General features: G+C 47.4%; 21 protein-coding genes. 11 read left to right on the top strand and 10 right to left on the bottom strand.

Features of this window, described 5'->3' with window-relative positions; all coding sequences use genetic code 11:
• Positions 1-40 precede the first annotated feature (40 nt).
• Positions 41-490, top strand: coding sequence for a GNAT family N-acetyltransferase (locus tag FEN17_RS26155; RefSeq protein ID WP_138368354.1), 450 nt, complete (start codon positions 41-43; stop codon positions 488-490).
• Positions 491-505: 15 nt separating this feature from the next.
• Positions 506-874: a VOC family protein gene (locus FEN17_RS26150; protein WP_138368353.1), complete on the top strand. Its 369-nt coding sequence runs from the start codon at positions 506-508 to the stop codon at positions 872-874.
• Position 875: 1 nt separating this feature from the next.
• On the opposite strand, the gene FEN17_RS26145 is transcribed toward FEN17_RS26150, so the two are convergent.
• Together FEN17_RS26145 and FEN17_RS26140 are read right to left on the bottom strand one after the other, a co-directional pair.
• Positions 876-1,247, bottom strand: a complete 372-nt coding sequence (locus FEN17_RS26145) for a helix-turn-helix domain-containing protein (protein WP_138368352.1) — start codon at positions 1,245-1,247, stop codon at positions 876-878.
• 1 nt (position 1,248) lies between these two features.
• On the bottom strand, positions 1,249-1,518 hold the full coding sequence (locus FEN17_RS26140; RefSeq protein WP_229209007.1) for a type II toxin-antitoxin system HigB family toxin: 270 nt from the start codon (positions 1,516-1,518) through the stop codon (positions 1,249-1,251).
• A gap of 100 nt (positions 1,519-1,618) precedes the next feature.
• Between FEN17_RS26140 and FEN17_RS26135 the strand changes: the two genes are divergently transcribed.
• Positions 1,619-2,728: an AI-2E family transporter gene (locus tag FEN17_RS26135; RefSeq protein ID WP_138368350.1), complete on the top strand. Its 1,110-nt coding sequence runs from the start codon at positions 1,619-1,621 to the stop codon at positions 2,726-2,728.
• Between the two features lie 56 nt (positions 2,729-2,784).
• On the opposite strand, the gene FEN17_RS26130 is transcribed toward FEN17_RS26135, so the two are convergent.
• The 4 genes from FEN17_RS26130 to pdxR form a co-directional block, all read right to left on the bottom strand.
• Positions 2,785-4,086: an ABC1 kinase family protein gene (locus FEN17_RS26130; RefSeq protein WP_138368349.1), complete on the bottom strand. Its 1,302-nt coding sequence runs from the start codon at positions 4,084-4,086 to the stop codon at positions 2,785-2,787.
• 3 nt (positions 4,087-4,089) lie between these two features.
• A complete protein-coding gene (locus tag FEN17_RS26125) occupies positions 4,090-4,764 on the bottom strand; it encodes a TetR family transcriptional regulator C-terminal domain-containing protein (RefSeq protein WP_138368348.1) in 675 nt (224 codons plus the stop codon).
• A 65-nt stretch (positions 4,765-4,829) separates the two neighbouring features.
• On the bottom strand, positions 4,830-6,215 hold the full coding sequence (locus tag FEN17_RS26120; protein ID WP_138368347.1) for a D-arabinono-1,4-lactone oxidase: 1,386 nt from the start codon (positions 6,213-6,215) through the stop codon (positions 4,830-4,832).
• Between the two features lie 67 nt (positions 6,216-6,282).
• Positions 6,283-7,770 (bottom strand): MocR-like pyridoxine biosynthesis transcription factor PdxR, encoded by a 1,488-nt coding sequence (pdxR, locus tag FEN17_RS26115; protein ID WP_138368346.1) that lies wholly within the window; start codon positions 7,768-7,770, stop codon positions 6,283-6,285.
• A 52-nt stretch (positions 7,771-7,822) separates the two neighbouring features.
• On the opposite strand from pdxR, the gene FEN17_RS26110 reads away from it, so the two are divergent.
• The gene (locus tag FEN17_RS26110; RefSeq protein ID WP_138368345.1) at positions 7,823-9,769 is read left to right on the top strand and encodes a TonB-dependent receptor plug domain-containing protein; all 1,947 of its coding nucleotides are present in this window, start codon (positions 7,823-7,825) and stop codon (positions 9,767-9,769) included.
• Between the two features lie 54 nt (positions 9,770-9,823).
• On the top strand, positions 9,824-10,573 hold the full coding sequence (locus FEN17_RS26105) for an alpha/beta fold hydrolase (protein WP_138368344.1): 750 nt from the start codon (positions 9,824-9,826) through the stop codon (positions 10,571-10,573).
• Between the two features lie 5 nt (positions 10,574-10,578).
• Here the strand turns inward: FEN17_RS26105 and FEN17_RS26100 are convergent, their stop codons facing one another.
• From FEN17_RS26100 to FEN17_RS26085, 4 genes are read right to left on the bottom strand one after another with little or no spacing between them, the layout of a single operon-like run.
• Entirely contained in the window at positions 10,579-11,550 is a 972-nt protein-coding gene (locus FEN17_RS26100; RefSeq protein ID WP_138368427.1) for an NAD(P)H-quinone oxidoreductase, read from the bottom strand.
• A 19-nt stretch (positions 11,551-11,569) separates the two neighbouring features.
• On the bottom strand, positions 11,570-11,938 hold the full coding sequence (locus FEN17_RS26095; RefSeq protein WP_138368343.1) for a YccF domain-containing protein: 369 nt from the start codon (positions 11,936-11,938) through the stop codon (positions 11,570-11,572).
• A 9-nt stretch (positions 11,939-11,947) separates the two neighbouring features.
• Positions 11,948-12,565, bottom strand: coding sequence for a pseudouridine synthase (locus FEN17_RS26090; protein ID WP_138368342.1), 618 nt, complete (start codon positions 12,563-12,565; stop codon positions 11,948-11,950).
• Positions 12,566-12,583: 18 nt separating this feature from the next.
• Positions 12,584-13,651 (bottom strand): DUF3500 domain-containing protein, encoded by a 1,068-nt coding sequence (locus FEN17_RS26085; RefSeq protein ID WP_138368341.1) that lies wholly within the window; start codon positions 13,649-13,651, stop codon positions 12,584-12,586.
• A gap of 126 nt (positions 13,652-13,777) precedes the next feature.
• Between FEN17_RS26085 and FEN17_RS26080 the strand changes: the two genes are divergently transcribed.
• From FEN17_RS26080 to FEN17_RS26055, 6 genes are all read left to right on the top strand, one after another.
• Positions 13,778-15,121 (top strand): deoxyguanosinetriphosphate triphosphohydrolase, encoded by a 1,344-nt coding sequence (locus FEN17_RS26080; protein WP_138368340.1) that lies wholly within the window; start codon positions 13,778-13,780, stop codon positions 15,119-15,121.
• 116 nt (positions 15,122-15,237) lie between these two features.
• A complete protein-coding gene (locus FEN17_RS26075; RefSeq protein WP_138368339.1) occupies positions 15,238-16,362 on the top strand; it encodes an FIST signal transduction protein in 1,125 nt (374 codons plus the stop codon).
• A 1-nt stretch (position 16,363) separates the two neighbouring features.
• Positions 16,364-17,716, top strand: coding sequence for a sensor histidine kinase (locus FEN17_RS26070; protein WP_138368338.1), 1,353 nt, complete (start codon positions 16,364-16,366; stop codon positions 17,714-17,716).
• Positions 17,717-17,757: 41 nt separating this feature from the next.
• The gene (locus tag FEN17_RS26065; RefSeq protein WP_229209000.1) at positions 17,758-18,162 is read left to right on the top strand and encodes a response regulator; all 405 of its coding nucleotides are present in this window, start codon (positions 17,758-17,760) and stop codon (positions 18,160-18,162) included.
• Positions 18,163-18,185: 23 nt separating this feature from the next.
• A complete protein-coding gene (locus tag FEN17_RS26060) occupies positions 18,186-20,174 on the top strand; it encodes a hybrid sensor histidine kinase/response regulator (protein WP_138368336.1) in 1,989 nt (662 codons plus the stop codon).
• Positions 20,175-20,221: 47 nt separating this feature from the next.
• Entirely contained in the window at positions 20,222-21,094 is an 873-nt protein-coding gene (locus FEN17_RS26055) for an alpha/beta hydrolase (protein ID WP_138368335.1), read from the top strand.
• The last annotated feature ends 25 nt before the right edge of the window (positions 21,095-21,119 follow it).

The following is a 21,119-nucleotide window of genomic DNA, read 5'->3' as shown; positions in this document are numbered from 1 at the left end:
TTCGATAACCTGCCTATATTACAACTTTAATTGAACCACCATGATTACGACCATCCGCACCGACAGCAATAACCCCGATTTTAAGCAACTTACCGATGAACTGGATCAGGAACTTTGCAGGCTTTATAACACGAAACTGGAAGATTATGAAGAATATAACCGCATTACCAACCTGGAAACGGTGGTTTTGGCTTATGCGGACGACAAATTGGCGGGTTGTGGTTGTTTCAGGAAATACGATGATTTTACGGTGGAACTGAAACGTATGTATGTGGTCCCGGAATTCAGGCAAAAAGGTGTGGCGCAAATGATGGTGAAGACGCTCGAAGACTGGGCTTTGGAACTTGGAAATGAGGCGGTAATCCTGGAAACCGGCTACCGGCAACCCGAAGCGATTGCCATGTACCGCAAACTAGGCTATACGGAGATTGAAAATTACAATGGGGACACGACCATCCACAGTGTTTCCCTGCGAAAAGCACTTATATAACTTAAAATCAGGCAAATGAAATTTCTTGGACTCCGAACCACCATCTACAAAGTTCCCGACCTCGACGTCGCCAAAGCGTGGTACACCAAAGCGTTCGAAACCGCGCCCTATTTTGACGAACCCTTTTACGTAGGCTTCAACATTGCCGGCTACGAACTCGGCCTGCAACCCGAAGAAGGCGAATCTGCCGCCAAAACCGACAGCGTCATCACTTACTGGGGCACCGAACAAATCGACGCAGAATACCAAAAACTCATCGACCTCGGCGCATCAGAACATGAAGCCCCGAACAATGTTGGCGGCGAAATAGTGGTCGCGTCGGTCTTAGATCCCTGGGGCAATGTGATTGGGCTGATTTATAATCCGGAGTTTGACTTGGGGTAAATCAGATATGGTCCAGGATAAAATCAGCAGGAACATTCAGCTCGGTATGCACGGCTTTGATAAAAGGAATATCAGGCCGCTGTTTTCCATTTAGTATCAGGGAAAGCTTTGCATTGCTGACGCCGAGTTTTTTTGCCAATTCCTGCTGGTTGAGCTTGAATTCGTACATCCTGCGCTCGATCATGCCCTGGAAAGTCTGCGGCGCCTCAATGTAGTAATGCTCCATTTCGTAAGCTTGCGCGGCAACAGCCATAACACGAATTTTTTCCAACTCTCCCGCGGATAAATCTGCCTCGCCTTTACGCATCAGCTCGTCTATCACAATCATTGCAGCTTCATATTCTGACTCAGTCTTATATTTTAACTCTTCCATATTACAGTCTTTCTAGCTTTACTTTATCGTACTCCGCATGAGTTCCTATAAATTTTATGTAAACTGTGCGCACCGGAAATATTCGCACTATCAGTCGCAAGTGATTTCCTTTTATATTAAAAACATACAGATCGTCTCCCACGGCATCAATTGAATTGAAAACTTGCTTTACATCGTGAAAATGCGACCAGTTGCCTTTTTTAGCCAGGTCATACCAGGAGTTAAGTGCTTCGAGGGATTCCTGACGTCTATTTGCATATTCCCTAATCATTCGGTAACTAATAGTGACCATATAATATATTTATAGTGTGCAATAAGCAAATATACCTCTTTTTAGAAAATAAAAAATATTTTTAGAATTCCTAAATAAAATGACCGACACCTCTACCCCTCCCTTTTACCAAAAACTCTCCCAATCCCTTCTCGCGATCGGCCTCATTATGCTGGCGATATATCTGGGGCAGGATATTATTGTGCCGCTGGCGATGGCGGGGCTGATTGCGGTTTTGCTCAGGCCGGTCGAGAGCTGGCTGGAAAGGATTGGCGTCCCGAAAATTGTAGCGATCAGTTTGGCCGTTTTGCTGGCGGTCGTGATTGTTTCGGCGGTGACAGTGGTGCTTTCGATGCAGCTGGCGGATTTCTCAGACGAGTGGCCGAGGCTGAAACGAAACCTGAACGAAGTGTACCGGGATGTTCGGCGCTGGATCAGGCGGGAATACAGTGTAAGTTACTGGCAGCAAGAGAAATACCTGAAAAATGCGCAGACAAAAACGCTGGAAAATTTCCAGGGAGCCGAGACATTGGGTGTTGTTACAGGGCCGCTCGGAACATTAATTCTCATTCCAATTTACGCCTTTCTCTTACTCTACTACCGCGCTATGCTGCTGCATTTTATGGTGGTATTATTTGCCGAAAAACACAAAGAAAAAGTCCTCGAAGGCTTGGGTCAGATTAAGGCGATCATTCAAAGTTATATGGTCGGGCTGTTGCTGGAAACTGCGGCCGTAGCGGTCATGAACTCCGTCGGTTTGCTGATCCTGAATGTACAGTACGCGATTTTGCTGTCAATTATGGCGGCTATTCTGAACCTCGTGCCGTACATTGGCGGGCTGGTAGCCACGGCGCTGGCGGTGATGGTGACATTCATTAGCCACCCCGAAGTCGATACCATTCTTGGCGTCGTCGGCGTGTTTATTTTCGTTCAGTTCATTGATAACAATTTCCTGGTGCCCGTGGTTGTCGGGTCAAAAGTGAAGATCAATGCTTTGGTTTCAATTCTCGGCGTGCTCATCGGCGGAGCCTTGGCCGGTTTGTCGGGAATGTTCTTGTCGATTCCCGCCATCGCCATGATGAAAGTGGTTTTCGACCGGGTTGATGGGTTGCAGCCCTGGGGAGTTTTATTGGGTGATCAAACGCCCGAGCAGGCAGATAATACTTTATTCAGACTTGTCAAACGAAAGAAAAAGAAAGTGGAAGAATGACAAAGCCGCTGCCGGAGATTCCCGACAGCGGCTTTGTCATGTTATCAGCTTGATCTTTAAACCACAAATTGCTTCGTATCAATCGTCGCTTTAAGATCGTGCAGCAGGCTGAACAATCCGAAAAATGTCCGGTTGATATAAATAAAATGCTTCGAACCGCGGTTTACATTCATTTTCCTCAGCTCCTTATCATTCGCGTATTTTTCGCCCAAAGCTGCTAGTTTTCCAAAAAACCGTTCGTCTGAAAAATCAAAAGTTTCAGACTGGAAAGGCTGGGTCAAAAGCGAAAGGATCTCTTTAAAAAGATTAGAAAAGAAAATCGTTTCAGCCTTCGTATCCTTCTCCGTTAAAATTTCCAGCTCAAATAATTTGTCATGGAAAACGGCCGGGTTATTCAGATTCTCTGGCTCAGCAAGCTCAAAATAAGGATTATAAAACGCTTCTGGAATTTCTTTGATACACCCAAAATCAATCGCGATCAGGTTATCCTGTTCATCAACCAGAAAATTACCGGGATGCGGATCGGCGTGGACTTTACGCAGCTGGTGCACCTGGAACATATAAAAATCCCAAAGCGCCTGCCCGATTTTGTTCGCAGTGTGCTGATCGGGGTTGGATTTGCAGAATTCAGACAAATGTTTGCCCGTCATCCAGTCCATCGTAATCACCCGCTCGCTGGAATATTCCGGATAATATTTCGGAAAACGCAAATTCGGAATGTGCGCGCAAGCGTCAGCAATCTCGCTGCTTTGGGCGATTTCAAGGTTATAATTCGTCTCCTCGGTCAGCTTCGTTTCAACTTCCTTGAAATATTTATCCGAATCCTTTGCCTGAATGTTAAACATTTTCATCGCAATCGGCTTCACCAGCGCAAGGTCCGACGAAATGCTTTCCGCCACGCCAGGATACTGGATTTTCACCGCCAATTCTTTGCCGTCGATCGTCGCTTTATGCACCTGACCAATGCTCGCCGCATTGATCGCATTCGCGTCGAATGTATCGAAAAGGTCAAGCGGCGATTTACCAAAATATTTCCTGAAAGTCTTCACTACCAGCGGCGCCGAAAGTGGCGGTACTGAAAATTGCGAAAGCGAAAACTTCTCCACGTACTGCTGCGGCAGGAAATTTTTCTCCATACTCAGCATTTGCGCCAGTTTCAACGCGCTGCCTTTCAGGTTTTTAAGCCCGTCGTAAATGTCCTCCGCATTGTTGGTATTCAAATTGTCGCGGGCCGACTCCGGGTTGGTGATTTTCTCACCGTAATATTTCAGGTAATTCCCCCCAATCTTCACCCCAGTCGAAATCAACTTCGTCGCACGCTGAATTTTTGAAGTAGGTATGCTGTCAATTGTCTCCATGCCTTACCTCAACTTTTCTTTAATGAGAAATTTTCCAAAATCGATCACGCTTTCAAGCGGCGTCGTATCGATCAGATCAAATGTAGCGCGGATCGATTTTTCGATAAACAAATCCGTTTTTTCAAAGCCGATCGACTCGTCGTCCAGCCAGAATTTCAACGTGACCATAAACTGGATCCACGCGCCTTCTTCCAATGCATCCTGCTGCGCCTTGCGGATCCTTTCGCTTTTTACTTTGAGATAACCATCGCTGATCTCCCCAATAAAGTTCTTGAAATGTGTCCGGAATTCTTTCAATTTCAGCAGACCATTCAATCTATTTTTACTTTCTTTCAATGCAAAAACAACATAGCTTCTGTTCGCTGTAAGTATCTCAAAATAAGTATAGTAGTAAGTCAGCAGCTTGTCTCGAAAGCCCAGTGCACTGACGTCCGCGCTTTGGTCGATGAGATTGACGGCCAGCTTGTGAAAGGATACAAAAACAGTTTTTTCAATTGCATCAATAGAAGAAAAATGCTTGTAAAAATCCTTCTCCGCGATGCCATTTACCTTACAGAATAAATAAACCGATTCCGGCTTTTTGTTATTCTCCAGACAGTAATGCATGAACAGTTCAGTGATTTTGTCACTCGTAAGTTCCTGCGCCCCCGCCGGAAGCTCTCTCAATTTTGTTGCCATAATGATGACTAGTTGGAAGTGTACTGTTTGAGAACGATTCTGAGGTGTGAATGGTGCCTGCGAGGCTACCCTTTCGCCGGAAAAATGTTCAGGTTCAGAAAGTCATTCCTGAATTTCCCTGTCGGATCAAGTTCTTTGGCCAGGCTGCGGAATTCAGGCAATTTGGCGTAACGTTTTTCCAGAATTGCCGGAGAAACTTTGAACAGCTTGCCCCAGTGCGGCCTGGCGTTGAAGGCGGAAAGTTCTTTCTCGATAATCGGCAGAAGTTTGCTCACCGCCGCCCAATCCTGTTTCCAGGTAAAATGTATCGCCACAGAATCCTGTTTGTAGCAAGGACTTAGCCAGAAATTATCGGCGGCAATCGTCCGGATTTCGGAAGTTAACAAATGTGGGGTAATCTGGCTGCCGAGTTTGGAAACCGCCAGGATCGCATCTACCGCGTTGGTGCGCGGAACAAAATATTCAGTTTGCAGTTCTTTCCCGCTGCTCGGCGTGAAACCCATTTTGAAATGCGGCATACGCTCATACCACGGACCGGGTACACCCATCTGAGGGGTACAGTTTTCAGCAGAAAGTTCAGGGATCGGATGCAGGTTCTTGTTTGCCAGCCTTGCACCGAAAAATTCGTTATCAGGCAATCTTTTCAAAGGCTTTTCACTGTTTGTCTTAAATTTCAACCATACTTCCGTAATGTCATTAGTTGACCAGTTTGTAAATAAACTCACACTATATCCACTGGCTTCAATTTTATCAAAATTATCTTTTAACTCATTTAGCGGCAGGTTTTCATATACATATTGCCCCATCATAAAAGTTGGCTCCACATTCAAAGTCACCTTCGTCACCACACCCAATGCACCGAGATGCACCACCGCCGCATTGAATTTTTCTCCGTCTTTCTTTTTATCAAATTTCAAAACTTCACCCTTCGCAGTCACCAGCTCAAACGCCGCAACCGCAGTCGCCAGATTCCCGTTTTTTTCCCCTGAGCCATGCGTAGCAGTAGCACAAGCGCCAGCCACGGAAATGTGCGGCAGCGAAGCCAAATTATGCAGCGCGAAACCTTTTTTATGCAGATAGGGACTTAGCTGACCATATTTTAACCCGGAGTTAACCGTCACCGTTTTATTTTTTTCGTCTAAAACAATCGATTCCTCGGCGGAGACCAGCGAGATAAATTGATCTTTGGAATCCGCAATGTTGTTGAAGCAATGCTTGGTACCCAGCACTTTCAGCTTAGGATATTTTTTGACGATCTGCTGAACTTCGGCCAGCGTTTTTGCCGCGTCGAGTTTTTGGGTACTGTATTCCAGGTTACCCGCCCAGTTTTTGAGCTTGTCGACCGCGGAATTTCCCGTGACTGAGCCGTCCGCTGCCCAGCCGGTTAAAGGTGAAAATAAAGGAGCTGTCATTAAAGCCGATGAAAGTTTGATAAAGGTGCGCTTTTTCATTTTCGATATGATTTTGCCACAAATTAATTGAATAATTCAGGATCACAACGCGCCGGAGACATTGCCGTCAGACAATCTTTTCCAGCACATTTTTGAGTATCAGCATCGACTCCTGCAACTCGCTTTCGTCCATATTTCCAAAACCCAGCCGCATCGCGCTCAGCTGACCGGTCTGGAATAAAAGCGTCTGCGGCAAATGTAGCCCCTGTTTCAGACAAGCTTTGCTGACGCGCATCAGGTTAATGTCCTTCCGCCACTCGGTCCAGATTGCAAGTCCGCCGGGTGGCGCTTTAAATGTCAGATAATCAGCAAAATGTGTTTGCAAGATATCCGTCATCAGATCTCTTCGCTGGTGGTAAACCTTCTGTGCTTTTTTAATGTGCCGCTGAATTTCGCCTTCGTCAAGCAGCTCCCCCAGCGCCTGCTCCATCATTAAGTCACCCTGCCGGTCAATAATGCGCCGGATTTTTCCCAACTCCGGAATTAGATTTTCCGGCCCGACCATGTACCCCGACCGCAGCCCCGGCGCCATCGCTTTGCAAAATGACCCGACGTAAACCACCATCCCGGCACTATCGGCACTCGCGAGCGGCAAAACCGGACTACTGTTGTAGTGAAAATCGTAATCATGGTCGTCTTCCAGAATAATAAACCCGTATTGCACCGACAAATTCAGCAGCTCCATGCGGCGTTCCGGACTGAGCGTTACGGTTGTAGGATAATGATGGTGCGGGGTAATGTACAGCATCCGGATCCTGGTCGTCGCGCACAATTTACGCACTGCGTCCACCGAAATCCCCTGATCGTCAACCGGTAACGAAATAATCTTCGCACCTGCCTGCTGAAAAATCATGTTCGCCACATAATAGCTCAGATTACCGACCACCACATTATCACCCTTCCGGATCAGCAGCGTCGAAGCCAGGTAAATGCCCATTTGAATGCCTCGCGTCGTGATCACGTTTGTTGAGTTAATGTGCAAGCCACGCGTATTATTCAGGTAGTCCGCCAGTTTTTCGCGAAAAAAGGCATTGCCCTCTACGTGTGAATAATTGAGATATTTCCGGTTGTTTTTCCGCCTTAGCACGCTTGAATAGGCTTTTGCCAATTTATCCATCGGCGCAAGACGGACGTCGGGCAGGCCGTCAGTAAATTCCAGCTCCACATTGGAAACCGAAACCGGCTTATCCAGCAGCATACTTTGATCGAAGGAAAAACCGGCTTGCTTGGGATAACTTACCAAATCATTCGCATTGAAAGACAGTCGCTTGGATTCATCAACCGGCGATTTCTTAGTTACAAATGTCCCTTTGTTGGGCAGCATTTCTATCCATCCCTGGGCATCGAGTTCATTGTAAGCCGCCACCACCGTTTTGCGGTGTACATACAGCATTTCGGCCAATGTGCGCGTTCCAGGCAGTTTAGCGCCGGTTACAAGCACGCCACGTTGGATCGCATTGATCATTTGTCGCGCGATTTGTAAGTAAACCGGCGTACCGGAAATCCGGTCGAGCAGGACTACACTTTTAAAAGGAATTTCAACCGGACTACTCATTATCTTAAAACCGGGGTATCTGGACAGTCCGGCAAGATACTAAGTTTGCAAAATGAAAAAATCATTACTAACGCTTCTTTTAATTACCTGTTACTCCTTCGCTCTCGCCCAGGAAGTTTCGCTTGACCCGGTGACTGTAACTTCTTCGATTGTCGAAAAAAGGGCATCACAAACCGGACGAAATATTGCTGTCATTAAAGGAGAATATTTTCAAAACCTGCCTGTACACAGCATCGACGATCTTTTGCGGTATGTTCCGGGCGTGGAAATCCAGGCGCGTGGCCCGATGGGTTCACAAAGTGACATTGTGTTGCGCGGCGGTACCTTCCAGCAGGTTCTGGTGATTTTGGATGGAATTCGGCTTAATGATCCAAATACGGGGCATTTCAACAGCTATATCCCGATCGCGCCCTCTGAAATTGATCGCATTGAAGTTTTGAAGGGAGCTTCTTCCGCATTATATGGTTCGGATGCGGTAGGCGGTGTTATTCATGTTATTTCCAAGACATTTGCTACCAAATTATCAGGTTCGGATGAAGAAAATAATGTGGCTAAGACCAATATTAATGCGATGGTTTCGGCTGGTGCGTATGGTTTGAAGAATGTCAATGCAGGGGGTTTTTACCAAAAAAATAAACTGGCGGTTTCGGCTGGTGTGCTTTCCAACAATGCTAGCGGCGTGCAGCAGCGCGGTATCAAAGGTTATTTTCACAACAATACCGCCTCATTATCATTGAATTACCAGCTTTCGCCGACGTGGAATATCGCATTAAGGAGCGCCTACGATCACCGTGATTTTGCTGCGCAGAATTTTTATACCGTTTTGAAATCCGATACCGCCAGCGAGAAGGTCAAAACTTCCTGGAACCAGCTCAGGATTGGTTATAAAAAGAATAACACCTCGTTTTCGCTCGACGGCGGCTACAAGTTTGCCGATGACCGCTATGCATTTAATCCGCACGCGATTGCCAACAGTAGTAAATCCAGACTCTGGCAGGGGCTGGCGGTTCTGCAACAGGCATTTACTCAAAAAACCAGCCTGATCGCCGGGATCAATTTTCAAAACCGAAACATTTCTTCCAATGATCGTGGCGATCATTCGCTCAGTCAGCTCGCGCCTTTTGTTTCGGTGGTTCAAGTTTTTGAAGAAAATTTTACGGTAACTCCTTCTGTAAGATTGGATTGGCGGCAAAGTATCGGCACGGAACTTGTCCCGCAAATCAATTTATCCTATAAAAAAGACCAGTGGCAAATCCGGGGAAGTGCAGGAAAAACAATCCGCGATGCTGATTTCACCGAGCGATTTAACAACTATCAAAAAGCACTGGTCACCGGTGGAAACGTGGGTAACCCCAACTTAAAAGCGGAACGCTCATTCAGCTACGAAGCCGGCGCCGATTGGTTTTTAACCCAAAACAATACGACGCAGCTCAAACTTTCAGGTACCTTCTTTCAAAGATTGCAAAACGATCTGATCGACTATGTGACCACTCCATACGCGCAAATGCCGCGAAAAGACAACCTCTCCCCGACCGGCACATTTGGCTTGGCTTTGAACATTGCGGAAGTAAATACCACGGGCTTTGAGTTTGACATTCAATCGGTTAACACAATTTCGACCAGTCAAAAACTCATTTTTAACGCCGGCCTAACCTGGCTCGATAGCAAGAATAATAGCGGGGTTACTTCATTCTACATTTCCTCGCACGCCAAGTTTCTGGGCAATTTCTCAGCGATATACCAGGTTTCCGGGTTTTCACTTAGTCTGAATGGTTTGTACAAAAAACGCGCAGCCCGGGAAGCCACGGCCATCGAAGCCAGCATTACAAAAGATTATTTCCTGCTGAATGCCAAAGCGGAATATGCATTTCTGGCGCGCACGTTGGCCATTTTTGTCCAGGCCGACAATGCATTTGACACGAATTACAGCGATTTGCTCGGCTCCAAAATGCCGGGAAGGTGGCTTCTGGGCGGGATCAGGTTTAATTTGACGAGGTAGCAGGCATCTTTATTTTGAAGGAACCCGTATATTCAGAAAGCGACCTTTTTTAGTATGTTTTCAAATTTCCGGACTTCCGTTTTTGCATTGCTGATCGGCCTTACCTTTCCTGGCAATCAGGCTACTGCACAAAATGTATCGTCAGATTCCTCGAAAATGAATGTTTATTTTATCAGCGGCCTGGGCGCCGATAAGCGTGTTTTTGCCAAGCTCAAACTCGACGACCATTTTTCGGTGCATCACATCGAGTGGATCAAACCGGAGAAAAAAGAGACAATCAAACATTACGCCGGCCGCCTGATCGCACAAATGGATACGACGAAACCGTTTCAACTCGTCGGCTTATCCTTTGGCGGGGTGGTCGCTTCCGAAATGTCAGATATTATTCATCCTGAGCAAATTATCCTCATTTCCAGCACGCCCACCGGCATTCCGGTTTCCAAAGGTTATCAGGGGTTGATCAAATTTTTGCTACTCTCACCTTTTGCAGCGCCGATTCTAAAATCCACCAATAAAATTGTTTACCGATATTTCGGAGCAAATACCCCAGAGCTCAAATCGTTGCTAAAAGACATTCTGCACGATACCGATAGCAAGTTTTTGAAATGGGCATTAAAAAGAATGAGCAGCTGGGACCGCAAAACAAAACCCGAAAACATCTACCACATTCACGGTACCAATGATCAGCTGATCCCGATCAAGCTCGTCAACCCCGATATAAAAATCGAAGGTGCCGGGCATTTGATGGTGTATGCACAGGCAGATCAGATTTCGGAGATTTTAAATCGGCAGTTGAAGAGATAATGCTGCTAGCAAGTCAGCACAATCTTCCCAATATGCCCACTGCTCTCCATCAATGCATGCGCCTGCGCCGCTTCTTCTAGTGGAAAAGTTTTGAAAATAACCGGTTTGAAACTTCCGCTTTCAATTACTGGCCAGACTTTTTCGCGGATTTCAGCTGCCAAAGCCGACTTGAATTCCACTTCCCGGTTCCTCAATGTACTCCCCGTGATCGTCAACCGATTTCGCATGATCAGGCTGAAATCGGCGTCGGCGGCTTTGGCGCCTTTCATGGTGTTGATGAAAACCAGGCGGCCGTCTTTCCGTAGTAGTCGGAGGTTTTTGGGGATGTATTCGCCACCGATCATATCCAGGATCACGTCTATGCCAGTTTTTTTAAGAATTTCCTCAAAATCATCGGTTTGGTAATTGATCGCCAGATCAGCGCCTAACTTTTGGCAGGCAGCACATTTTTCTTCGCTTCCGGCAGTGGTGAAAACCTTTGCACCGAATGCTTTTGCCAGTTGTATGGCCGTGATCCCGATGCCGCTGCTGCCTCCGTGGACGAGAAAATGTTCGCCGGATTGGAGGTTACCTTTTTGAAATACATTGTGCCAGACGGTAAAAACCGTTTCGGGCAGGGAAGCGGCTTCCGCGAAAGTGAAATTTTGGGGTATGGAAAGACAATGTCCCGCCTTCGCGATCGCATATTCGGCATAACCGCCACCGGTCAGCAGCGCACAAACTTCGTCGCCGGGCTTCCAGGCGGTAACATTCTCACCAGTTTCTTCTACAATACCTGCTACTTCCAGACCCGGAATGTCGGGAGAAGCACCGTGAGGCGGCGGGTATTTTCCCTGCCGCTGCAAGACATCGGGACGATTTATTCCTGCGGCTTGTACCTTAATAAGTACTTCATCCGGTGCGGGTTTCGGAATTTCACGGTTTTGAATTTGCAAAACACCAGGCTCTCCCGGCGCAGTGATTACGACGGCTTTCATCATATCAGGATTGTCAAAATCAGTAAATCTCCTTCCCGAAAGGCGTGAAGGACAGGCTCATCAGCTTGAAATGCTGTTTTGCAAAAGGGAGCCCGATGATGGTGATAGCAAGAATTATTCCAAAAATCAGGTGGGTGAGCGCGACCCAGACGCCTCCGGCGAAAATCCAGATAATGTTGAAAATGGTTGAGAGACAGCCGGTGTTTCCAGGAACATCACGCACATTTCTTCCAAAAGGCGATAACGTCAGGAAGCCGATTTTGAAACATTGCATCCCGAAAGGAATGCCGATAATGGTCAGGCACAGCAGGAAGCCGACAATCATATATTCCAGAAAAACGGCGAATCCACCGAAAATGAGCCAGATAATGTTACCGAGCAGGTTCATAGTGAAGTATTAATGTTGTTGAAACCAGTTTTCAATTTTTAAGGCTGCAAAAAATTCCTCCTCCTGAATTTCCTGAACTTGCCCCGGCGCCAGATTTCCTAATGTCAGGTTTTCAATGCTGGCCCGCACCAATCTTTTGCACCGATGCCCCGCCACACGCACCATTTTACGGATCTGGTGAAATTTGCCCTCGGTCAAAGTAATACTTAGCCAGGTATTCGGCACATTTTCCCAGGTTTCGTTTTGATGTTTTGATAAAATTTCAGGTCTTGAAATCACCTCCACCTCGCAAGGCGAGGTCACATATTCGACGCCGCCTTTGACCAAAATCGGAATCCCGGTCCGCAGCCGCTGCAATGTTTCTTTGCTCACAATGTGCCCCACATTCACCCAATAAGTCCTTTTATGTGGGACTTCGCCTTGAAAAAGCAAATTTGTAACCCGCTTATTGGTCGTCAGAATCAGCAAGCCTTCCGATTGGTTGTCGAGCCGGCCGATGGCGTGGGTACCTTCCGGGAAATCAAAATCAAGGTCCCCCAGCAGCCGCACATCATCTGAACTGACAAACTGCGAAACCATATTCGCGGGTTTATTAAGGACAAAATAGCGATGCGGCGTGGGTGTCATGCCCAAAGTTAGCGAAATCTAGTGCGCCTTCTCATAATGCTTACCCAGCATATCCTCGCCAAAATCGCTCGTCAAATCCCGCACAACCGAGTGAATGTGGTTGCCGCCGTTTTGGGTATTGTCAAATTCGATGAGGAAAGTCGGGCCGTGGATGCGGTAATAATGTCCGTGGCCCTGACCGATTTCCGGCTGCTGATCACCCATCCAGGCAAAATGTATCTGGTCAAGCCCTGCTTTTTCGAGTTCCGACCACTGCTGGTTTTTCAATGTAACGTGGTAGCGGCGGAGGTATTCCATGATCAGGTTTTTGAAAAGCGTTTTTTGCGCAGCCGTCAACTCGCCCATCGGGATACCTTCCATTTTTTCCAGTGACGCTTTTCTGGAATTGGAAGTAAAAATCTCGTTCGGCGCTTTCGTTCCCATACTTGCCTTTTCCATTTGCGACGCATTCAGGCTGTGCAAAAGATCAAATGCCAGTTCTTGCTCGGCTTTCAAAATCCTTTTTCCTTTTTGCGGCACGTCGATCAGCACGGTACCCGGGTTACTTCCGAAAAAACTGGGCGTATAAGTCACCTCACCATTGACCGACGAGAAATGCAGCGACAAATGATGCCCCTCCACCCGCCAGCCCCAGGGCTCCGTGCCCGGCGTGCCAAAAACGAGGAATGCATAATTTTCAGGATCGCGGTAAGTATCGTTGGCCGGGCGGGTTTCCACCACTCTAAGCACATTTTCAAGATCGATGATTTGCTCGGCTTTGCTGTAACCTTCCTGGCTCAGTACCAGATGCACCATCGCCATCGCGGCTTTGCGCTGGTCGGCATTCATTTGCTTGAATGTCAAACCTTTCCGCTCGCGGGGCGTAAAATTCCAGTCGAAGCGGGCGGGATCGGTGTAGGCGAGCATGGCGGTTTTTTTCTGCTCTTCTGATAATGTTTTGAGAAAAGCATTCACCACGCCGGTCATTTCCTTAGCTAGCTTTTCATCTTTTTTTACCAATAAAAAATCCTTTGTTTCAGAAGCGTATAATGCTGAGGTACAGCTTACCAGCACTGCGAGGCAGGCGGTCAGGAAAAACTTTTTCATATCAGGATCATTTAGGAATTGCGTAACGAAATCGTCAAAAAAGGAAAGTATTTAAATGTGAGAAACTACCAGTTCGAGCCTAAACAGGTAATTCGATTAGTTTTGCGACTTGAAAACTGTCAACCGATGAATTGGGAAAAATTACTATCCGCGAAGCGCTGGGGAAGCGAAGACAAATACAATGCAGATCCGGCCGAGGCGCGGTCCGAATTCCAGCGCGATTACGACCGGCTGATCTTTTCGTCCCCTTTCAGAAGGTTACAAAACAAGACGCAGGTTTTTCCGCTTCCGGGAAGTGTTTTTGTACATAACCGCCTTACGCACAGTTTGGAAGTAGCGAGTGTAGGCAAATCTTTGGGTCGGATTTTTTATAATAAACTCAGGCAGGATGATCTGAATGTTGACGAAAAACTCCCTCTAATCAGCGAGATCGGGAACATTGTTTCTGCTGCCTGCCTCGCGCATGACCTGGGTAACCCGGCTTTCGGACATTCGGGTGAGGCTGCGATTTCGCATTATTTTACGGATGATGCCGGTTTGAAATACAAAAAAGAAGTCACCGAGGCGCAGTGGGCCGATCTGATCAATTTTGAGGGAAATGCCAATGCTTTCCGCATTCTCACGCATCCTTACGCCGGCAAGGGTTATGGCAGTTTTGCATTGACCTACTCCACTTTGGCGGCCATCGCGAAGTATCCCTGTGAGTCGCTGGCGGGGCATGATAAGTCGAAGATTTTCACTAAGAAATACGGCTTTTTTCAATCAGAACAAAAAGGTTTTCAGCGAATTGCGAACGAGCTGGAACTGGCGCAGGTGAGCGACTCTCCGCTGGTTTTCAAGCGCCACCCGCTGGTGTACCTTGTGGAAGCCGCGGATGATATTTGTTACAACATTATCGATCTGGAAGATGCGCACCGGCTGAAAATCCTGTCTTATCACGACGTGGAGCGACTTTTACTCCAACTGTGCAACGATCCGCGGATGCCCGCCCGCCTCGCCGACATTGACGACGATGACGCGAAAATCAGCTTGCTGCGCGCCAAATCCATCAATACCCTCATCGGCGCCTGCTCGGAATTATTTTATCAGAAACAGAAAACCATCTTGGACGGCGATTTTAACAAAAGTCTGATCGACGGCATTCCCGAACCTTTCTGCTCCGCGATGAAGGAAATCGCCGACATTTCCAGACGTCGGATTTACAATTATTCGTCGGTCGTGCAGATTGAAGTGGCGGGCTATAAGGTCATGGGCGGGCTTTTGGAAGAATTTGTACCAGCCTATCTCAACAACAATTCACATTACACCCGCAAGCTGGTCGATCTGATCCCCAAGCAGTTCATCACGTCCAGCACCGATCCTTACCAAAGGATACAAACCGTCCTCGATTTTGTCTCGGGTATGACCGATTTGTATGCGGTAGAATTGTTCAGGAAAATAAAGGGAATCTCCTTTCCCTCAATTTCATAGCTGACAATTTTATAGCTTAGTAGTTACTACTTTGAAGCAAGTGTAAAAGTAATTCGCGTATCGAAAGTTTTACGTAAATTGTTGATCCAATTATAAAAGCCGCAAGCAGCTACTATATGCAGATTGAACAGTTCGTTTACACAGATACCTCCTCGCCTGTCTCGTTCACTTTTTCCCCTCAGCTCCTTTTTATTTTCGGAAACCGCGAGCTTTTAGAAAAAAATAATCTTGTCGGACAGCTGGCTGAAAAATATCCCGAAGCGATTTTTTCGGGATGCTCCACAGCGGGAGAAATCGCCAATGTTTCCGTGAAGGACCACACGATCATCATTACCGGAATTCTCTTTGAAAATACCGTCGTTGAAAGTGCGAAAATTGCGCTGGACGAAATCAGCTTCAATAGTGCAGAGGCTGGAAAACAGCTGGTTGCAAAACTTTCAAAAGAAGACTTGCGGCACATTTTCGTTGTTTCGGATGGTCTCAAAGTGAATGGTACCGACCTTGTAAAAGGCATGACGGAAGCATTAGGCCCGGACGTAACATTGACCGGCGGACTGGCTGGCGACGGCTCGCAATTTTCCAGGACCGTGATCATTGAGCCAGACGGAAAAGTGGCGACGGAAAGTGTGGCGGCGATTGGGTTTTATGGACATAACCTGTCGATTGGCTTTGGTTCGCGCGGCGGCTGGGATAGTTTCGGATTAGATAGAAAAGTGACCCGCTCGAAAGAGAACATTCTCTTTGAAATTGACGAGGAACCTGCATTGGATCTTTATAAATCATTTCTGCGTGATAAAGCCAAAGATCTGCCTGCGTCGGGGCTGCTTTTTCCGCTGAGTATGCGGGATAATGAAGACCGCGCGCCGGTGGTACGGACGATTCTAGGAATTAATGAAGAAGAAAAAAGCCTGACTTTCGCTGGTGACATTCCGCAGGGATCATTTGTCAGGTTGATGAAAGCCAATAACGACCGCCTGATCACCGGGGCGGAAGAAGCGGCGCACGCGGCTTCGGAAGGTTTGAAAAACAGTCCCGAGTTTGCGCTCCTGGTAAGCTGCGTGGGGCGGAAGCTCGTACTGAAACAAATGGTGGAAGAAGAGGTGGAATGTGTGTCGGAAGTACTGGACGAGCCAGTGATCGCCGGATTTTATTCTTACGGAGAACTGGCCCCTTTCAACCGGAACTCACTCTGCGAGCTCCATAATCAGACAATGACAATTACCACATTCAGAGAGAATTAGAATGCCGACCCTCGATATTACAGAAACTAATTACCACAGGCTTTTAAAGAGGCAGATCAGAAAATCATTACCACCCGAATTGGCGGAACATCCGGGCATGCAGGATTTTTTGCTTTCGGTAAACCAGGCTTATACGGAATTTCAGGACGACATGGGCCGGGTAGAGCTGATTTTGGAACAAAGTTCGGGCGAACTTTTCAAAGCAAACCGAGAGCTGAGCCGTATTGCCAAAGAAAAAACCGAAGAGGCAGCATTAACCAGCAAGCGCCTCGAAGAAGTGGTGCGCAGCATTACCGAGGTACTCGTGCAGCTCGATGGGCAGGGCAACATTGTGTACCTCAACAAAGCCTGGGAGAACATTACGGGTTATACAGTTGCCGAAAGCCTCAACCGGAACTGGGTGGAATTTTTCCCGGATTCGGCGGAGGAAATCAATGACATACTGGATACCGAGGAGCAAAATATCGACACGACCGTGAAGCTGCTGACGGCCCAGAAAAAGGAAGTCTGGATCGGTGTATCACTCAGCCATCAATATGTAGGCGAAAAACTGATCGGGTACATCGGCACATTCTCGGATGTGACGGAGCGGATCAATGCGGAAAAGAAGCTGAAATCTTACATGCGTGATCTCGAAAGGATCAATGCGGAGCTGGACCAGTTTGCCTATGTGGTGAGCCACGATTTGAAAGCGCCGCTGCGGGCGATCAATAATTTGTCGGAGTGGATCGAGGAGGATATCAGCCACTTGCTGGAAGGCGACACCAAAGATCAGTTCAGGCTGCTGCGCGGGCGCGTACACCGGATGGAAAGTCTGATTAATGGTATCTTATCCTATTCCAGGGCAGGCAGGATCAAGACGGTGCGGGAAAGATTTATGCTCAAAACCCTTGTCGACGACCTCCACGACACATTCAGCAGTAAAAAACCGGTCCGTTTTCTGATTGAAGGAAACCAGGATTTGGTGCTGGAAACGGAGAGAATCACATTGACCCAGATCTTGCAAAACCTGATTTCAAACGGTATCAAGTACAACGACAAGCCGGAAGTGGACATTACCATCGGCTGGACGGAGGACGATACCCGCTTCGAGTTTTTCGTGGGAGACAATGGGCCGGGGATCAGTCCGGAATTTCACGAACGTATTTTCGTTATTTTTCAGACCTTGCAGGCCAGGGATGAAGTGGAAAGTACGGGTGTGGGGCTGGCGATCGTTAAGAAGATACTCGACGAAAAAGGCGGCGTCATTCGCATCGAATCCAAAATGACAGAAGGCACACGGTTTTATTTCACCTGGCCTAAAAACGACCGGAAAGAAACGGAGACCTCACTCAAAAACAACCCGTTCCAATAAATAATAGCATATCTAAAATGTCTTACTCTACTCCCGTTCCAATGACCATCTTATTACTTGAAGACGACGAAGTGGACGTCATGAATGTGAAACGCGCATTCAAGAAAAACAACATTTCGAACCCGCTCATCGTCGCTTCAAACGGTATTGAGGGACTGGCAATACTCCGGTCGCGGACGGATCTTCCGAAACCGCGGATCGTATTACTCGACCTGAACATGCCGAAAATGGGGGGAATCGAGTTCCTGAAAGAAATCCGTCAGGATCCGGAACTCAGCTCTCTCTCGGTTTTTGTAATGACAACGTCCAACGAGGACAGCGACAAGATAGAGGCATTTAACCTGAATGTGGCCGGCTATATCCTGAAACCGCTCTCGATGGACAGATTTATCGCAGCAGTATCCACTCTTAACAGCTACTGGACACTCTGCGAATTTCCGGAGTAGTTTAACGATATAACCTATTAAAAATGACACCATTAACCATTCTCCTTGTAGAAGACGATGATATCGATGCGATGAACCTGATACGGGCCATCAAAAAGTCACAGGTAGAAATCGGCGATATCCAGGTCTGCAAATATGCTGAGGATGCAATACTGAAACTGGAATCCTGGACGCCGGGATGTGTTTTTCTTGATTATCAGCTACCCAAAACCAATGGTCTTGAACTGCTGAAAAAAGTCAAGAGAATGTCGCCGAAGCTGCCTGTGATCGTGCTTACTTCCCAGGGTGACGAGCGGCTGGCGGTAGAAATGATGAAAGCCGGCGCGACAGATTATTTTCCAAAATCGGAGGTCAATGCGGAAAAGCTGTCTAAATCCTTTCACACCATCAGCCAGATGCAGGAGATGGAGAAAGGCCGGGAGCAGGCGCGCACCGAGCTGGCTGAAAAAGAGGAGTTTATCAATAAAATCGCACTCCTGTCGCCCAACATTATCTATGTGATCGACATTGAAAAATGGACAAATATTTTCCATAATAAACAGATCTGGAAAATACTGGGCTACTCGGAAGAAGACATTCAAACGGATACTACGAATGGTCTGACCCAGATCATCAACAACCAGGACCAGCTCACTTTCCGCCGGCATTACCACCACATGCGGAATTTTGTTAAAGATGAGGATGTGGTAGAAAAAGAGTTTCGCCTGAAACACAAAGACGGTTCGGAGGTGTGGATCATTACGCGGGAAGTGCCTTTTAAAAGAGGTGAGGAAGGGCTGGTGCAGGAAGTGCTGGGTACGGCTATCGACATTACCTCACGCAAACTGGCTGAAAAAGAGCTGATCCAGGCCAAAAAAGACGCCGAAGCGGCGACCCGCATCAAGTCGGACTTTCTTTCTACGATGAGCCACGAGATCCGGACACCGATGAATGGGATCATTGGTTTTACGGACCTGCTGCTGACCAGCGATTTTGATGCGGAGGACCGGGAATATTTGAAAATGATCAAGTATTCGGCGGATAACCTGATGGTGATTTTGAATGATGTCCTGGACTTCTCAAAAATCGAAGCCGGAAAATTCGGGCTTGAAAATTTTGAGTTTGACCTCAAAGAAAAGCTGGATTACTTACTTAAAACCTTTGAGATCAGGGCTAAGGAAAAATCGATCAACCTGGAATTCCAGTTCGACGACAATGTGCCGCACATGCTCATGGGCGACGCCTACCGCCTGAACCAGATCCTGGTCAACCTCGTCGGCAATGCGATTAAATTTACCGAGGATGGTTTTGTAAGAATAGCGGTACACCTGCACGAGGATTACGGTTCCAATGTTGATATCCGGATCGAAGTGACAGATTCGGGGATCGGTATTTCGGAAGACAAGCTGAATGTGATTTTTGAAAGTTTTTCACAAGCCCACACCAACGACGCGAAGCATCATTTCGGCGGTACCGGCCTTGGTTTGAGCATTACCCGCACCATCACCGAGCTCATGAAGGGCTCGATATCGGCCAAAAGCAAGCTTGGCGAAGGGGCAACATTCACGGTAATCCTTAACTTTGGTAAAGGCGGAAATTCAAACGGACAAGAAAACGTGAAAGCACCTGTAAATCTCTCATTGAAAGGCTACAACATTCTGGCAGCCGAAGATATCCTCGCAAACCAGGTGCTGCTGCGGCAGCTTCTGAAAAGGTGGGGAGCCGATTTTGTCATCTGTCCCAACGGTGCCGATGCACTCGACCGTCTGGCACAAGGCGACGACTACGACCTGATCCTGATGGACATTCAGATGCCGGTCATGGATGGTATCACGGCTATGAAGAAAATCCAGAGCGATTTTCCGCGCTACGCCAAGGTTCCTGTCATTGCCTTCACAGCCGATACCTTCGCCCAAAAAACGCCGGAAATCGCCAGCTGCAACTTCACCGATTTCATCACGAAGCCTTTTAAAGCTGAGGTGCTGATCGAAACAATCAGCAAGCATTTATTTGCCAAGGAGGACATTTATTGATCTTTCAGGAAGTCGGCCCCGTATGTATCATATTGAAAAATTGATACATGAAAGCTGAGACGAGAATCACATTACTCATTCTGACCATTATTTCGGCGGCATTCCTGCTGACCATTTCCGGCTGTTCCTTCAAGAGGATCAGCCGCCACAAAGACATTACTTATCAGCCCGCCGAAAAAGGCATTTCGGAACAAAAGCTGAATATTTTCGCGCCGAAAAAGCACGTCACACCGCACGACGTGATCATTTTCGTTCACGGCGGCAACTGGAATTCAGGCAAGAAATCGCAGTACAACATAATTGGAAATCACTGGGCGAAAAAGGGAGTTGTGTATGTGACAATCGATTATCCGCTCAGTCCGGCCGCCAAATACGATGAAATGGCCCGCTCCACTGCGAATGCCGTCAAATGGGTAAAGGATAACATTGCGCAGTACGGCGGAAATCCAGAGCGGATTTTCCTTTCAGGACATTCGGCCGGCGGACATCTGGCCGCATTGGTTTCTATCGACAACCAATATTTCCAGGACCTGAAAATCGAAAATCCCCTCGCCGGAACAATCCTGATCGACGCCGCCGGCCTGGATATGTACGGCTACCTGACCGATGAAAAATTCCAGCCGGGAAATACCTATCTGAATACTTTCACGAACAATCCCGATACCTGGAAAAAAGCGACGCCGCTTTACCATTTGCACAAATCGATGCCGCCAATGATCATCTACCGCGGTGGAAAATCCTACCCCTCGATCATATCCAGCAACGAAAAATTCAAAAAAGCCCTCGCAGATTTCGCCCCCGAAACCCCCTATCACATTCAGGAAAAGAAGAAGCACGTACCGATGATCACGCAATTTTTTAATCCATTTAACCAGCGTTACGGGGAGATTTTGAGCTGGATGCGTCAGGTTGGCAGGTGATCCCACGGATGAAGGTTTTTAAGCA

This window comes from Dyadobacter luticola, from assembly GCF_005860805.1.
In the GTDB taxonomy this organism is placed as follows: Bacteria; Bacteroidota; Bacteroidia; order Cytophagales; family Spirosomataceae; genus Dyadobacter; species Dyadobacter luticola.
The sequence above is the reverse complement of the archived record's forward strand: the minus strand, read 5'-3'. Positions and strand labels throughout refer to the sequence as shown.

What these genes read in the sequence shown, in the direction of transcription:
- FEN17_RS26065 (WP_229209000.1), top strand. Translation starts at nt 17,758, where the DNA reads ATGACCATCTTATTACTTGAAGACGACGAAGTGGACGTCATGAATGTG.
- FEN17_RS26055 (WP_138368335.1), top strand. Translation starts at nt 20,222, where the DNA reads ATGAAAGCTGAGACGAGAATCACATTACTCATTCTGACCATTATTTCG.
- FEN17_RS26095 (WP_138368343.1), bottom strand. Translation starts at nt 11,938, where the DNA reads ATGAACCTGCTCGGTAACATTATCTGGCTCATTTTCGGTGGATTCGCC.
- FEN17_RS26135 (WP_138368350.1), top strand. Translation starts at nt 1,619, where the DNA reads ATGACCGACACCTCTACCCCTCCCTTTTACCAAAAACTCTCCCAATCC.
- FEN17_RS26105 (WP_138368344.1), top strand. Translation starts at nt 9,824, where the DNA reads ATGTTTTCAAATTTCCGGACTTCCGTTTTTGCATTGCTGATCGGCCTT.
- FEN17_RS26070 (WP_138368338.1), top strand. Translation starts at nt 16,364, where the DNA reads ATGCCGACCCTCGATATTACAGAAACTAATTACCACAGGCTTTTAAAG.
- FEN17_RS26150 (WP_138368353.1), top strand. Translation starts at nt 506, where the DNA reads ATGAAATTTCTTGGACTCCGAACCACCATCTACAAAGTTCCCGACCTC.
- FEN17_RS26100 (WP_138368427.1), bottom strand. Translation starts at nt 11,550, where the DNA reads ATGAAAGCCGTCGTAATCACTGCGCCGGGAGAGCCTGGTGTTTTGCAA.
- FEN17_RS26155 (WP_138368354.1), top strand. Translation starts at nt 41, where the DNA reads ATGATTACGACCATCCGCACCGACAGCAATAACCCCGATTTTAAGCAA.
- FEN17_RS26140 (WP_229209007.1), bottom strand. Translation starts at nt 1,518, where the DNA reads ATGATTAGGGAATATGCAAATAGACGTCAGGAATCCCTCGAAGCACTT.
- FEN17_RS26090 (WP_138368342.1), bottom strand. Translation starts at nt 12,565, where the DNA reads ATGACACCCACGCCGCATCGCTATTTTGTCCTTAATAAACCCGCGAAT.
- FEN17_RS26120 (WP_138368347.1), bottom strand. Translation starts at nt 6,215, where the DNA reads ATGAAAAAGCGCACCTTTATCAAACTTTCATCGGCTTTAATGACAGCT.
- FEN17_RS26145 (WP_138368352.1), bottom strand. Translation starts at nt 1,247, where the DNA reads ATGGAAGAGTTAAAATATAAGACTGAGTCAGAATATGAAGCTGCAATG.
- FEN17_RS26085 (WP_138368341.1), bottom strand. Translation starts at nt 13,651, where the DNA reads ATGAAAAAGTTTTTCCTGACCGCCTGCCTCGCAGTGCTGGTAAGCTGT.
- FEN17_RS26080 (WP_138368340.1), top strand. Translation starts at nt 13,778, where the DNA reads ATGAATTGGGAAAAATTACTATCCGCGAAGCGCTGGGGAAGCGAAGAC.
- FEN17_RS26130 (WP_138368349.1), bottom strand. Translation starts at nt 4,086, where the DNA reads ATGGAGACAATTGACAGCATACCTACTTCAAAAATTCAGCGTGCGACG.
- FEN17_RS26075 (WP_138368339.1), top strand. Translation starts at nt 15,238, where the DNA reads ATGCAGATTGAACAGTTCGTTTACACAGATACCTCCTCGCCTGTCTCG.
- FEN17_RS26110 (WP_138368345.1), top strand. Translation starts at nt 7,823, where the DNA reads ATGAAAAAATCATTACTAACGCTTCTTTTAATTACCTGTTACTCCTTC.
- FEN17_RS26060 (WP_138368336.1), top strand. Translation starts at nt 18,186, where the DNA reads ATGACACCATTAACCATTCTCCTTGTAGAAGACGATGATATCGATGCG.
- pdxR (WP_138368346.1), bottom strand. Translation starts at nt 7,770, where the DNA reads ATGAGTAGTCCGGTTGAAATTCCTTTTAAAAGTGTAGTCCTGCTCGAC.
- FEN17_RS26125 (WP_138368348.1), bottom strand. Translation starts at nt 4,764, where the DNA reads ATGGCAACAAAATTGAGAGAGCTTCCGGCGGGGGCGCAGGAACTTACG.